Source organism: Microcoleus sp. AT9b-C3 (genome assembly GCF_036705485.1).
In the GTDB taxonomy this organism is placed as follows: domain Bacteria; phylum Cyanobacteriota; class Cyanobacteriia; order Cyanobacteriales; family Microcoleaceae; genus Microcoleus.
Genome location: NZ_JAUBUR010000009.1, coordinates 80,382 through 92,766 on the forward strand (window position 1 = coordinate 80,382; position 12,385 = coordinate 92,766).

Genomic DNA, 12,385 nt, shown 5'->3' on the forward strand with positions numbered 1-12,385 from the left:
ATCTAATACTTAAGATGGTGTCAGCAACTGGATTAGACCTTTATTATTTAAGGTGAGGTCTGTTTGATATCTCGCAATCATCTGCGATCTACGTATAAGTGTCAATAACCTTTTCCGAGCTTTACTCAATCTTTATAATTGAGCGGTCAATTATAAAGAAAAGCGCAATTTTAGGGTAAATTTGGTTAAAACAAGGGCTATCATAAGTGTTTATACTTACGTAAAAACATTTAACTGCTTCTAGCAAGAATGAGCGCGAGTTGCGAATACGGCGAGACCAATGCTTTAAGTAAATCGGCGCGAAAAAACACCCATAGGTAAACGAGGGCAAAGTCTCCAAATGCTCTCTAATGGCTGACTTAAACCTGTTTACATACTGTTACAGTATGCGGTTTAATCCGGCGTACCTACTGAAACCATAGATTTATAACAAATTTATTAAAACTTTACATAAATAGATAGGTTGTAACATAATATTTATTTACAATTCAAGGCGCAGCAGAAGGAATAAAAAAAAGAAATTTTATCCCTTCTCTCTTCGCTAATGCGAAGCCTTGATGCTGAACTTTTCTTTAATAAACCGGATATAAAGGTGTTTGAAAGCGGACTTCACGACGCGGGGCATACCAAAGTCAATTGGCATCATGCTTTCCGGCAACTTCCAATCCAAAACCTTGAGATTTTCCGGCTGCAAAAGCGGAAAATCAAGATCCTCTAAATTCGAGCAAAGCCCCAATCTCATCGCCGCAGCTACAGTGGGAACCGTCGCCGGATCTGCATTAATAATTTCCACTAAAGTTCTGTCCAAAGCAAACACATCATCAGACGCGGCCAAAATTCCCAAAAACTTAGGTTCGCCACCGCTTGGCCCGTTACCTTCGTGGCCGATAATGCCATCCAAAATCGTCAAATTTGGGTTAATTGCCCGGGCAGTTTCTACCAGCATTTCACCAAATTTGGCGCTGTCTTTGCCAGCTTCCATGTGCCACCAAGCCTTCATTTTGCCGGGGACGCAGCCAAACAAATTTTTCACGCCCATTGTCACTGTTAATTGAACGTGAGATTTGAGTTTGGGTAAATTAATTACTACATCCGCTTCCATTGCTTCTTTGCAAATTCGCAGATGATTGAAATCTTGGCTGACAGTTTCGTAGCGTTTTCCTTGAAACTCCACTACTGGCAAATTCAGTTCTTCCAACAGCGGCAAATAACCGTTGGCTTTGGCTACACCCATGGCGCTACCAAAAGCTGGACTATCACCTAAAAAGGGTTTTCCTCCCGCTTCAATCACCATTTTAGCCACACAGTAAACCAATTCCGGGCGGGTGACACATTCTTTTGTAGGGCGAGAACCTGTCAGGAGATTGGGTTTGAGTAAAACCCGATCGCCCGATTTGACAAAAGCCGAGATTCCGCCCAAGGGTGCCAACAAACTTTCTACAGAGGTTTGCAAGAGTTGGCGATCGTATGAATTTGCCTGAATTAAACTAACAGCCGACATAATTTTTAATTCTTTTCTAAGGGAAATGGGGAATTAGGAATTGGGGATTTTTACCGGGACTTACGTACAACTTCTATATGTAGGGTGCGCAGTGCGCACCTTACCGCTTGTTGGTAATTGGTTATCGATGGGGAATAATCTCAATATAATGCAGGCACAGAACACCCTAAGCCGGGTGATATGCGCCTGCATTATATTGAATCATCTCAATACAAACGAACTCTAACTATTCATGGGCAATCTACCAACTGCAGCCCGCTGCATGGTACTAACTCGCAGCGAGTTAGAGAATATTCCTTGACCTTGCAGTTCAGGTATAGCAGGTTTTACTTCTACTTTTACCACCCTGGCTGTGCAGATAAAAACGGTTTGGTCTGCTAAATGGAAAGTCAACCAAGGTTGATTTAACAAATGCAGCACTTCCTCTTGGAATTCTTGGGCAGGCATCGGAATAGTAAAGGTTTCTGCATGACCTTCCACATAATGAAATGTCACTTGAGTGGTGTTCTCTTTATCTTGAGTTAATTTTGCAAAAGAACCGGCGCGCATAAATCTTGCTCCCAAACTTTAGACTATAAAAAATCCAGAATTAAATTTAAAAAATTGAATTCTGAAGAGTTTAACTTTAACCTATGACAGCCGTTAGGCTGAACTCAGAAGGCAGAAGGCAGAATTAAGTCGAGTTCAGCCTTCTAGTTTCTAGGTGATACCTGCGAGCTCCTAAACGTTAGCAGAAGATGTCGGCATCGCACTCATTTTCTCTAAATCTAGAACTTTTGCCAAGTCTTCTGCACTCATTAAACCCTGTTCTAACACAATTTGCCGCAAAGATTTGCCGGTTTCTAGGGATTCTTTGGCGACGGCGGCGGCGTTGAGATAGCCGATGTGAGTGTTGAGGGCGGTAACGAGGGCGAGACTACCTTCAGCATAAGCGAGACATCGATCGCCCTTAGCTTCAATTTTGGCGAGGCATTGTGTAGTCAGCGCGCTGATGGTATTGCCCAAAATTTCGATGCTGTGAATGAGATTGTAGGCAATCAATGGCATCATCACGTTCAATTCTAATTGTCCTGCTTGGGCTGCCAGGGCGATCGCGCTATCGTAACCCATAACTTGAAAACAAACCATCGATGTCATTTCTGCCATCACAGGATTGTATTTTCCCGGCATAATTGACGAACCAGGTTGCACGGGAGGCAGTTGAATTTCTTTCAAACCCGTTTTCGGCCCTGAGTCCATCAAACGCAAGTCGTGGGAGATTTTAACGCAATCCTGAGCGAGATTTCGCAGTGCACCGGAGACATTTACAAACGGTGCCATACTCTGCATAGCAGCCATTAAATGCTTTGCTGGTTTCACGGGGTGGTCGATTAATTCGGAGAGAATTTCAGCAACTTTTTGACAGTATTCTGGGTGAGTGTTTAAGCCTGTTCCTGCCGCACTTCCCCCCAATCCCAGGGATGTCAAATCATCGGATGCCCTGTCAATTCTCAAGGTATGTTCTCTGAGAATTTGCGCCCAAGCGCCGAAGGTGTCGCCGAGTCGAACCGGCACAGCATCTTGTAGGTGAGTGCGGCCAGATTTAACAATATTTTTGAATTCTTCTGCTTTGTTTTCTAGGGCGACTACGGCATCCGACAAAGCCGGAAACAGAGTTTTTTCTAACGCCAACAATCCGCCGATCCGAATCGCAGTTGGAATCACATCATTTGTCGATTGACCGTAGTTTACATGATCGTTAGGACTGACCCGCTTGTAGTTGCCTTTTTCGTCGCCCATAATTTCTAAAGCGCGATTTGAAAGAACTTCATTAACGTTCATGTGGTGAGAAGTTCCGGCCCCGGCTTGGTAGACATCAACTACAAATTGATCGCGCAATTTGCCAGCTAGGATTTCATCTGCTGCTTGGACAATTGCTTGACTGATGTCTTGGGGAATGCAGCCGAGTTCGCCATTGGCGATCGCCGTTGCTTTTTTAATTAAAACACAAGCATCAACGTATGTTGATAAAGGCTTAATGCCACTGATCGGGAAATTTTCAACTGCGCGCAGGGTTTGGATGCCGTAGTATACAGTAGATGGGATTTGTTTGTCTCCCATTGAGTCGCTTTCAATGCGATAGGTTGCGGTTGGCTTTTGAGTCATATCGTCTGGTTTGTGATAATTAGGAATTGTGCAAACAGAACTTACGCACAGTTGGTCAGAAACCGGGTTTCTTGTCGGGGAATCTGTTTGAAAGCGTAGTTTTTTGTCAAGAAACCCGGTTTCTGAAGGTTTTTGTGTGTCCTAGACTGGCAATTTTTTTTGGTAACACGGCTGACGGGCGATCTTACTTTTGGGCGCCCGCAGGCAACTTTACAGTAATGCGTAAGTCGCGATCGTACAAAATTATCCCACATCTTAGGCTTCAATCTAAAATCTCAAAGCTGAAATCGAGTGACAGTTTGCAAAAGCTAAAATTAGTCTATTGGTAAGAGCGATCGCACGCAGACAAGGCGAGTCAGCTATAATCCTACAAGTAAATCCATTGCACAAGAGTGTTAAACTCCCATGAACAAACCAGCAAAAACTTTCAAACACCCGCTAAATATTTTGATAATCGGCTTAAGCGCCTCTGCGCTTTTTCCGGCTTCAGTAAAGGCTATATCCAGCATTGTTCCCACCGCAGCCATCCCGGAAAAACCGGCGATTTTAATGAGTCAGCGCCAGCAGGAGATTCAGTTTAAGCGCGGTGCTAGTTCAGCGGAAGTAAAAGGAGGAGTAGCGCGCGGCGAAGTCATGATTTATCTGATTAACGCCAAAGAAGGTCAAACCATGAATGTTGAGATCCAATCAGTTGAGGGAAATGCTGCTTTTAAGGTTGTCGATCCGAATACAAACGCCGTAGCTGAAGGAGAAAAAAGCTGGTCGGGAGAATTGCCCCTGACGGGAAAATATCAGATAGTTGTTGGTACAGAACGAGGAGGAGCTAGTTACACTCTATCAGTTTCGATCAACTAATTGTATGGTGCGTCGCCACGAGATATTGAAGCTGCTTGGAGATTGTTGGTAGCGACGCATTCTACGTTCTGTCTCGCGCGGGCAATTTTGCCGTCGATTTACCCGAGGCCGATGTGTTAATTCAGGTATCAGGAAAGTATGGTTCTCGCCAAGAAGAAGCGCAGCGCCGGGGACGGATTCTCCGCCCGAAATCCGATGGACACAAGGCCAGCTTTTATACATTAGTATCGCTACAAACTTGCGAGGAAGATTTTGCCCGACACCGCCAACTGTTTCTGACTGAACCGGGCTACAGTTATACTATTGAGGTTCAAGGCGATGGTTAGTCAGCGATCGATAAATTCTTGGTAAAACTGCTCGTGCAAACCGGAGAAATTATCCATCCCCTCCTTTGTCAGATACCCGCTATTCTTACCAGTGTGCGGGTTTCTTACGTAGCTAGAAATGGTTTTTGAAACATTAGGATTCTCGCTCCACCTAATGTTGAACGCTGCATACTTGGGGAAAAATGTCATTTCTGCATAAGCATCAATGTGGTCATGTATCCACCATGCCAATGCTGTCCAATCTTGAGTGCGTTCATAGTAAGGGATGAATGATGTAACAATAATACATACTGTTGCTCCCATATACCCCTCTGAATCTTTTACGTCCCAGATATGTTGTGCATAGTTGTACTCATTACTGGCACAGTTGTACTGATTTTCATTCTCTGCTCCTTTGGCGTTCACCGCACACGAACGATAGGCTGAGCGGATACTAATCCGACCAAGCGCATCTTGAATTGGTTCAAGCACCCTCTCACACAAATTCTTTCCTGCTGCGATCGCCAAGTCAGGATCGTTAGGAATGTTAGGGATACCTTCAATTTGAGAGATTTCTGAATAAAGAAACTCACGCATGAAAAAACTCTTAGAGAGTTGAACCCTTCCTAGCTTTTCCAAAGCTTTAACAGTTTGTGGTTTTCTCATAGAATTAACTACAGCAATTAGAGGTGAATACCTTAATGTTACAATACTGACAGATAACTTAGAAGCATTGTTTCAGGCAAAAGCGAAGCCAGCTAACTGATAATTGTACCGCATTTACGGTACCATACATGATAAAGTCTAAAAATACCGCAACTTGCCCATGTCTGTCCCCGCCTTCTTACCCCCGTCGGAATCTCCTGTTCTCGATCGACGGCGCACCACCCGACTCAAACATCTTACTCGTCGCACTTAAAAACGCGATCTTTGATTACATATTAGACTATTTACTTTCACAATAAGCGACATCCACAAGACATGGGAGCTGAAGAGATTCGTGCTAATCTTTCCTAACCTAAATTCTGGAATATCGAATGTCTAGACGCGATAATTTACATTCCTCCCTGCGTCGCACCCTCGAAAAAGACGGGTGGACAATTACGGACGATCCTTTAGTCTTAGTGTTAGAGCAGACTCTTTTGAAAGCCGACTTAGGAGCAGAAAAGTTTTTCAGTGCCGAAAAAGAAGGGCATAAAATCGCTGTTGAAATCAAAGACTTTGATTCACCATCAGTCATTAGCGAACTGGAAAAAACTATGGGACAACTTCAGCTTTACCAATGGGCATTGGAAAACCAAGAACCGGAGCGTCAGTTGTTTTTAGCAGTGAGCCAAGCGATCTACGTTAAGCACTTTCAAAAACCGATTTTTCAGTTAGCCGTCCAGCGAAATAAAATTAACTTATTAGTTTACGAACCAAGTCAAGAGGCGATTCTCCAATGGATAACTCACTAACCTATGCAGACATTCTCAAAAAAACCCTGCAAGAAGCAACTCGCGCGCAACCCCGTTTACAGGCGATCGACCTTTACTCTGTCTGTGATGTCGATTCGGGTCACTTTCTGATTCTCGCGACAGGCTGGGATAAACAACGCTGGATTGACACCATTCTGTTTCATGCTCGTTTAGTTGACGATCGAGTTGTAATTGAAGAGGATAACTTTGAGGAAGGTCTAAGCCGATCGCTGATTGAGTCTGGTATAAAATCAGAGCATATTGTGACTAGCTCTTTTCCTGTTGCAAAAAGCTAAAATTGATTGGTAAGCGCGATCGCACGCAGACCGAGCAAGTCAGCTATAATCGCATAAGTACATTAATTTTACTGTTAGTGTAAAACTCCCATGAACAAACCAGCAAAAACTTTCACATATCCAGTGATTTTTTTGAGACTCGGAAAGCTCGAAAAAAAATTGTTAGAAAATTTGCGACTGCTTCCGACAGAAAGGCGACAGGAAGTTCTTGACTTTGTGCAATTTCTCGTACACCAAGCACAAAAAGTAAAACAGCCACCGAATGAAAGTTCTGAATCTAATATTTCGCAAACAGAACTACCGCATTCCAAGCGCTCATTTATTGATTGTTTAAGGGTATTAGTAGAATCCCCTCCAATACTAGAACCGTTTGTAGAGATAACAACCCAACAAGATTTAACCGCTGCCCAATTAACAGAGTTTTTTGCAGTCAACAGCGAAGAATATTTAATTGACTCAGCTATTACTCGCAGCCACGACGCTTTTTTGAAAGGTTACGCACCAGAAGACGAAGGACTTTATGACGACTATTGAACCTGGTGATTTTTGGGTGGCAAATATTCCCTTTACAAGTGGCGCAGGCTTTAAAAAACGTCCCGTACTTTTACTGTGGTTAGATGGCGAGGATGTAGTAGCAGCAGCCGTTACTTCTGCAAAACCTCGCACCCAAACTGATGTATTGGTTAATGATTGGTCTGCCAGCGGTTTGCGCGTTGCTTCAACAGTACGCTTGTCTAGATTAGATTGTCTGGAAAAGTCTTTGTTGCTAGCGAAAATCCGGCAAATTTCTCAACCGGATGCAGCAGAAGTGAAACGAGTTTGGGATTTGTACGTTAAGCCTCAATTCTAACATATAAAGGTTCTGCGTAAGTCCCTATCAGTAAACAGGTTGGGTTGAGAAACCAGGTGGCTGCGTCAGTCCAAAAAATGCGTCGGGCACATTACTCAAAATTTCCATCTTCTAAAGCGCCATCGGACAAATTATATTCATCATCAAAAACTTCTGACCAAGCAAGTGAGGTTAATTGACATTTTTTACCCATTTCGTCCTCGGCATCTTTCACCGCGACTTGAAAACATTTCTCCCAGATTGACTCAATAAAATCACGATTTAAACTCGGCATTTCTTCTTGACTTTCTTCAATCTCTCGCCGCGCAGAACGAATACTAATAGCCCAGCTAGCAGTTCGTTTTTCAGGTTGAGATTTCCATTTAATAATATGAAGCATTAAACGAATCAACTGGCTTTTTACTGCTCGTTTTTCGGTTCTTCCCATTGCTTCAATTAAAGATTCTAAACCTGCCGTTGCTTCCATAGATTTTCCTTCTTTGAGAAGTGTCTGGACTGTGACAGCCGTTTGATAATGAGAACACACTGCTAACCAGTCCCAATCTTGTTTAGTCAGCATTGCCCTATCCTTGAAATTGCTTATATTCCTAAATTTATCATAGCGATCGCCCTCAACTGGGTTCTCCCATCCCCGAACCCCGCACAATACTTAATAAAAACTTTACAAAACTTACCCGATCGCCCAACATAGGTTAGAGTTATCCTAGAAAATCCAGCAATCCTGCAAAGCGTCAACCTTCTCGTCACTTATCCAGTGGTTCGATGACTCAAACCCAAAGCACTAAAACCGCCACCCCAACTGCAATTTATTCCTTGACAATTGCTCCTGCCTGTGTATTGCGAGGTCGATCGGCCATCGCACAAGCCGGAGATGCGATCGCCCGTTTCGGAAAGCGGCCGCTAATCGTCGGCGGCAGTAACTCCCTCGCCGCCGCCCAACCCTACCTGCAACCCATCCTCGAACAACAGCAGTTACAATCCGCTGAAACAGCCTACGGCAAGGATTGCAGCGAAACCAGCCTCGAAACCCTCCGCGCAGCAGCCCAAACCCATCAAGCCGATTTCATCATCGGTGTCGGCGGCGGCAAAGCCTTAGATGCAGCCAAACTCGTCGCCCATCAGTGCAAAATCCCGATCGTCACCATACCCACATCAGCAGCCACCTGTGCCGCTTGGACAGCCCTATCTAACATTTATTCCGAACAAGGTGCATTCCAATACGATGTCACATTAGCCAGATGTCCCGACTTATTAATACTCGACTACGGCTTAATTCAAACCGCACCGCAGCGGACATTAGTAGCAGGAATTGGAGATGCGATCGCCAAATGGTATGAAGCATCAGTCAGCAGCGGACACTCCGAACAAACCCTGATTATTTCCGCCGTTCAACAAGCTAGAATACTGCGCGATATATTATTCCAAAAATCAGCCGCCGCCCTCAAAGAACCCGGTAGCGAAACCTGGCAAGAAGTCACAGATGCCGCCGTATTGTTAGCAGGAGTAATCGGCGGAATTGGCGGCGCCCAATGTCGCACCGTCGCCGCCCACGCTGTCCACAACGGCCTAACTCATCTATTAGCAAGTCACGGCACATTGCACGGCGAAAAAGTTGCCTACGGCATTTTAGTACAACTGCGACTAGAAGAAATGCTGCAAAACAATCAACTCGCCGCTAGCGCCAGACAGCAACTGCTAAAATTCTACAGCGAGATTGGATTACCCCAAACTTTAGAAAACCTCGGACTCGGAGACATTACCATCACAGAATTGCAGCGCGCCGCCGACATAGCCTGCAATCCCAATTCCGACATCCACCGACTGCCTTTTAAAGTAGTTCCCCAACAATTAATGGCAGCGATGGTTTCTACCACCGCACCTGTGGGAGAATTAAAGATTAAAAATTAAAACAGTTTGTAGTAAGGACTAAAGTCCTGAAAAGGCTGTGCTAGCAAGGACGAAAGTCCTTACTACAAACCAGGAAAACTGACAACAGACAAAAAATAAATGACCTTGGATTGGATTACCCCTGCTGACAGGTTGCAAAAACTACCGCCCTACGTATTTGCCCGTCTCGACGAACTCAAAGCCCGCGCCCGCGAACAAGGACTCGATTTAATAGACTTAGGAATGGGAAACCCCGACGGTGCCACTCCTCAACCAGTAGTAGAAGCCGCTGTCGCAGCCATCCAAAATACTGCCAATCACGGCTATCCACCCTTTGAAGGAACTGCCAGTTTTCGCCGTACTATTACTAAATGGTACAGCCGCCGCTACAACGTTGAACTCGATCCAGAAAGCGAAGCATTGCCTTTGTTGGGTTCTAAAGAAGGTTTAGCACATTTTGCGATCGCCTATATCAATCCCGGGGACTTAATATTAGTACCAAGTCCTGCTTATCCCGTATTATTTCGCGGTCCGATTATTGCCGGTGCAAAAGTTCACAACATCCTCCTCAAACCAGAAAACGACTGGGTAATTGACTTAGCCGACATTCCCGACAGCGTAGCCGAACAAGCCAAAATACTCTATTTCAATTATCCCAGTAATCCGACTGGAGCAACTGCACCCCGCGAATTTTACAAAGATATTGTGGCTTTCGCACACAAACATCAAATTTTGCTGGTTCACGACTTGTGTTATGCGGAATTAGCCTTTGACGGCTATCAACCGACAAGTTTATTAGAAATTCCCGGCGGTAAAGAAATCGGTGTCGAATTTCACACGATGTCCAAAACTTACAATATGGCCGGCTGGCGCGTCGGTTTTGTAGTAGGAAATAGCAAAATTATTCAAGGTTTGCGGACATTAAAAACAAACCTAGATTACGGTATATTTGCCGCTTTGCAAACAGCAGCAGAAACAGCACTGCAATTGCCGGACAGTTACTTGCACGAAGTGCAGAATCGTTACAGGACTCGCCGGGATTTCATGGTGGAAGGATTGGCAGAATTAGGGTGGAATATTCCCAAACCTCTGGCTGCAATGTATCTTTGGGTTCCCTGCACTCGCGGCATGAGTTCGACTGATTTTGCCCTGAATGTTTTGCAGCAAACGGGTGTTGTGGTGACTCCTGGTAATGCTTTTGGGCCGGGCGGCGAAGGATATGTGAGAATTAGTTTAATTGCAGATTGCGATCGGCTGGGAGAAGCATTGCGGCGTTTGAAACAAGCAAACATTCGCTATTAGTTATTGGGAATTAGGCATTGGGAATTCGGCATTGGCTCGCGCAGGGCATTGACTTTCAAGTACAGGACTTACCCGCAAACTCTATTCGTAGGGTGCGCACTGCGCACCTTACATTATTGCTCGAATGGATAAGGTTCTGCCAATTACACTCGGCATAAAGTCGAACTCATGGACTGGCTAATTTCATAAAGTCCTTTTTTTGTCAACTCCTAATACTGAACCGACGCCCTAGGATGACGTTTGCTCGTCAACATATTTTTGACTATGTTAAGAAGTGCGGAATGTGGGTTTTAACCGGAACTTGCCCTGCTACGTTCTTAACTTTCCTCTGAAACCATTTAGCAATGCCAGATGCCCCATCCCCAATGTCCAATTCCCCATAACTACGCTCTTTTAATTTCCTCAGTAATCCAATCAAAAGTTTCCATAACTTGCTTGAGGGCAGATTCGTCTTGCAAAGTAAACAAAGCCAGACTCGGCGACCTTCTCTCCCCAGGTTCTATAGGTAGCGACAGACCGATCGAACTTAGCTTACTTCTCAATTCCAGCCAATTTTGTTCCGCATTAAAAGGCGGCTGGGAACCATAATTATCAGCAGAAATCTCCATTCTGCCAGCAATATCTACAGTGAATAACTGATAGGGTTTTCTTCCCCTTTGAACCAATTGAGCGACGAAACCGCCGTAGGCGTCCCCCGTTCCCCAGTGGATTTGAACTTCGGGTTCTTGACTTTTTGCCCACAGGTAAATAGCTTTTGCCATTTGCGCCTCGTCTGCGCCTCGTCTAGCTTTGATTTCTGCAAAAAATGAAGATTCATCCCAGCGCCTTCTTTCGCGTGTTGCGCTGGATTTTTTCTGCTGTGCTTCCGCTGTCTGACCGATCACTCTGGGAACCAGCGTTTTTAAACCGTCTTCACTTACATACTGCTTAATTTCGAGGGCCAAAACTTCAACCGGGTCCATTTGTTCGTTGAGAAATTCCACCACTCGGCGCATTTCAGCAGAAATCTCGTCAGCTACAAACACTAAGCGAACTTTACCCGCTTGCAAATTAGTTTTAACCTTCTGCCAAAATAGGTCTTCATTAGCATCTGCACCGAGAAACTCTTCAAAAATCTGTTCGGGATCGCGACCCCGATCGCGACAATTAGCTTCAAACAGAGCAATAATTGAATCTATGGGCCAGTAAAACAACGCATTAGCAGCATAGTCGATCGACTGACCCAAAACTTTTTGCCGCAGTTCGGCATTAGGAGTTCGCCGGACATCCACCAAAGTAGGAACGGCATTTTGGTCGAGAAACAAATGATCCAGCGACCACTGCACCGCTGTTTCCTCATCGCTGGGTGCAGCTTCCCGCGAAATTAACAGCCACCTCCGCGCCGTAGCCCGATCGATTTGGTCTCCCGCGATCAAATTGGGATAAGTTACTAGCAAGTCTTGTAACTGGTCTTCCGAGTCGTAGGGCTGTTCCATCATTTCTACCAGCCTGTCGTCATCCTGAATCAGATAAATACCTCCAGCCATGCAAGCCCACCTACTTAATTTTAGATTTTAGATTTTAGATTTTAGATTTTAGATTTCAGGCTTAGTCCAGCCGTCATTAGTGATTGTCCTGCCGTCCTGCCGTCATTGGTCATCGGTCATTAGTCATCGGTCAGAAGGAGTTTTTTGTGGAATTGACAAACAAGAAAAATTTTTGAATTCAAAACTTTTCTTTAATTATGAAAAATGCTCAATGACTAATGCCTTGCGCCTTGTGAACTCATTGCCTGAAGACTGATTACT

14 protein-coding genes are annotated in these 12,385 nt (G+C 44.7%); 8 read left to right on the plus strand and 6 right to left on the minus strand.

Annotated features, from left to right (window positions below; all coding sequences use genetic code 11):
- Positions 1-541: 541 nt before the first annotated feature.
- The 3 genes from QUB77_RS10980 to QUB77_RS10990 form a co-directional block, all read right to left on the minus strand.
- Entirely contained in the window at positions 542-1,501 is a 960-nt protein-coding gene (locus tag QUB77_RS10980; RefSeq protein ID WP_333173844.1) for a DUF362 domain-containing protein, read from the minus strand.
- A gap of 222 nt (positions 1,502-1,723) precedes the next feature.
- On the minus strand, positions 1,724-2,050 hold the full coding sequence (locus QUB77_RS10985) for a hypothetical protein (protein ID WP_333173847.1): 327 nt from the start codon (positions 2,048-2,050) through the stop codon (positions 1,724-1,726).
- Positions 2,051-2,221: 171 nt separating this feature from the next.
- Complete coding sequence (locus QUB77_RS10990) at positions 2,222-3,646, minus strand: aspartate ammonia-lyase (RefSeq protein WP_333173850.1); 1,425 nt, start codon at positions 3,644-3,646, stop codon at positions 2,222-2,224.
- Between the two features lie 405 nt (positions 3,647-4,051).
- On the opposite strand from QUB77_RS10990, the gene QUB77_RS10995 reads away from it, so the two are divergent.
- Together QUB77_RS10995 and QUB77_RS11000 are read left to right on the plus strand one after the other, a co-directional pair.
- Positions 4,052-4,501 carry a hypothetical protein gene (locus QUB77_RS10995; protein ID WP_333173853.1) on the plus strand — a complete coding sequence of 150 codons (450 nt, stop codon included), beginning with the start codon at positions 4,052-4,054 and terminating at the stop codon, positions 4,499-4,501.
- A 35-nt stretch (positions 4,502-4,536) separates the two neighbouring features.
- The gene (locus tag QUB77_RS11000) at positions 4,537-4,827 is read left to right on the plus strand and encodes a hypothetical protein (RefSeq protein ID WP_333173855.1); all 291 of its coding nucleotides are present in this window, start codon (positions 4,537-4,539) and stop codon (positions 4,825-4,827) included.
- On the opposite strand, the gene QUB77_RS11005 is transcribed toward QUB77_RS11000, so the two are convergent.
- Positions 4,828-5,472, minus strand: coding sequence for a peptidase M15 (locus tag QUB77_RS11005; RefSeq protein WP_333173858.1), 645 nt, complete (start codon positions 5,470-5,472; stop codon positions 4,828-4,830).
- A gap of 371 nt (positions 5,473-5,843) precedes the next feature.
- On the opposite strand from QUB77_RS11005, the gene QUB77_RS11010 reads away from it, so the two are divergent.
- The 4 genes from QUB77_RS11010 to QUB77_RS11025 all read left to right on the plus strand — a co-directional run bounded on the left by QUB77_RS11010 (position 5,844) and on the right by QUB77_RS11025 (position 7,409).
- Entirely contained in the window at positions 5,844-6,263 is a 420-nt protein-coding gene (locus tag QUB77_RS11010) for a XisH family protein (protein ID WP_333173861.1), read from the plus strand.
- Entirely contained in the window at positions 6,248-6,559 is a 312-nt protein-coding gene (locus tag QUB77_RS11015) for an element excision factor XisI family protein (RefSeq protein WP_333173863.1), read from the plus strand. Before QUB77_RS11010 ends, QUB77_RS11015 begins: the two co-directional genes overlap by 16 nt.
- Before the next feature lie 90 nt (positions 6,560-6,649).
- On the plus strand, positions 6,650-7,093 hold the full coding sequence (locus QUB77_RS11020) for a hypothetical protein (protein WP_333173866.1): 444 nt from the start codon (positions 6,650-6,652) through the stop codon (positions 7,091-7,093).
- The gene (locus QUB77_RS11025) at positions 7,080-7,409 is read left to right on the plus strand and encodes a type II toxin-antitoxin system PemK/MazF family toxin (protein ID WP_333173868.1); all 330 of its coding nucleotides are present in this window, start codon (positions 7,080-7,082) and stop codon (positions 7,407-7,409) included. The genes QUB77_RS11020 and QUB77_RS11025 overlap by 14 nt, the downstream gene beginning before the upstream one ends.
- A 91-nt stretch (positions 7,410-7,500) precedes the next feature.
- Here QUB77_RS11025 and QUB77_RS11030 read toward each other — a convergent pair whose 3' ends face one another.
- Positions 7,501-7,968, minus strand: a complete 468-nt coding sequence (locus QUB77_RS11030; RefSeq protein ID WP_333173871.1) for a DUF29 domain-containing protein — start codon at positions 7,966-7,968, stop codon at positions 7,501-7,503.
- Positions 7,969-8,171: 203 nt separating this feature from the next.
- On the opposite strand from QUB77_RS11030, the gene QUB77_RS11035 reads away from it, so the two are divergent.
- Both QUB77_RS11035 and QUB77_RS11040 read left to right on the plus strand, forming a co-directional pair.
- Complete coding sequence (locus QUB77_RS11035) at positions 8,172-9,317, plus strand: iron-containing alcohol dehydrogenase family protein (protein ID WP_333173873.1); 1,146 nt, start codon at positions 8,172-8,174, stop codon at positions 9,315-9,317.
- Between the two features lie 99 nt (positions 9,318-9,416).
- On the plus strand, positions 9,417-10,598 hold the full coding sequence (locus tag QUB77_RS11040) for an aspartate aminotransferase (RefSeq protein WP_333173875.1): 1,182 nt from the start codon (positions 9,417-9,419) through the stop codon (positions 10,596-10,598).
- A gap of 383 nt (positions 10,599-10,981) precedes the next feature.
- Here QUB77_RS11040 and QUB77_RS11045 read toward each other — a convergent pair whose 3' ends face one another.
- Complete coding sequence (locus QUB77_RS11045; protein ID WP_333173877.1) at positions 10,982-12,124, minus strand: hypothetical protein; 1,143 nt, start codon at positions 12,122-12,124, stop codon at positions 10,982-10,984.
- Positions 12,125-12,385: the final 261 nt, after the last annotated feature.

Bases quoted from the DNA above. Each gene is read 5' to 3' on its own strand.
- QUB77_RS10980 (WP_333173844.1), bottom strand. From the start codon at position 1,501: ATGTCGGCTGTTAGTTTAATTCAGGCAAATTCATACGATCGCCAACTC.
- QUB77_RS10985 (WP_333173847.1), bottom strand. From the start codon at position 2,050: ATGCGCGCCGGTTCTTTTGCAAAATTAACTCAAGATAAAGAGAACACC.
- QUB77_RS10990 (WP_333173850.1), bottom strand. From the start codon at position 3,646: ATGACTCAAAAGCCAACCGCAACCTATCGCATTGAAAGCGACTCAATG.
- QUB77_RS10995 (WP_333173853.1), top strand. From the start codon at position 4,052: ATGAACAAACCAGCAAAAACTTTCAAACACCCGCTAAATATTTTGATA.
- QUB77_RS11005 (WP_333173858.1), bottom strand. From the start codon at position 5,472: ATGAGAAAACCACAAACTGTTAAAGCTTTGGAAAAGCTAGGAAGGGTT.
- QUB77_RS11010 (WP_333173861.1), top strand. From the start codon at position 5,844: ATGTCTAGACGCGATAATTTACATTCCTCCCTGCGTCGCACCCTCGAA.
- QUB77_RS11015 (WP_333173863.1), top strand. From the start codon at position 6,248: ATGGATAACTCACTAACCTATGCAGACATTCTCAAAAAAACCCTGCAA.
- QUB77_RS11020 (WP_333173866.1), top strand. From the start codon at position 6,650: ATGAACAAACCAGCAAAAACTTTCACATATCCAGTGATTTTTTTGAGA.
- QUB77_RS11025 (WP_333173868.1), top strand. From the start codon at position 7,080: ATGACGACTATTGAACCTGGTGATTTTTGGGTGGCAAATATTCCCTTT.
- QUB77_RS11030 (WP_333173871.1), bottom strand. From the start codon at position 7,968: ATGCTGACTAAACAAGATTGGGACTGGTTAGCAGTGTGTTCTCATTAT.
- QUB77_RS11035 (WP_333173873.1), top strand. From the start codon at position 8,172: ATGACTCAAACCCAAAGCACTAAAACCGCCACCCCAACTGCAATTTAT.
- QUB77_RS11040 (WP_333173875.1), top strand. From the start codon at position 9,417: ATGACCTTGGATTGGATTACCCCTGCTGACAGGTTGCAAAAACTACCG.
- QUB77_RS11045 (WP_333173877.1), bottom strand. From the start codon at position 12,124: ATGGCTGGAGGTATTTATCTGATTCAGGATGACGACAGGCTGGTAGAA.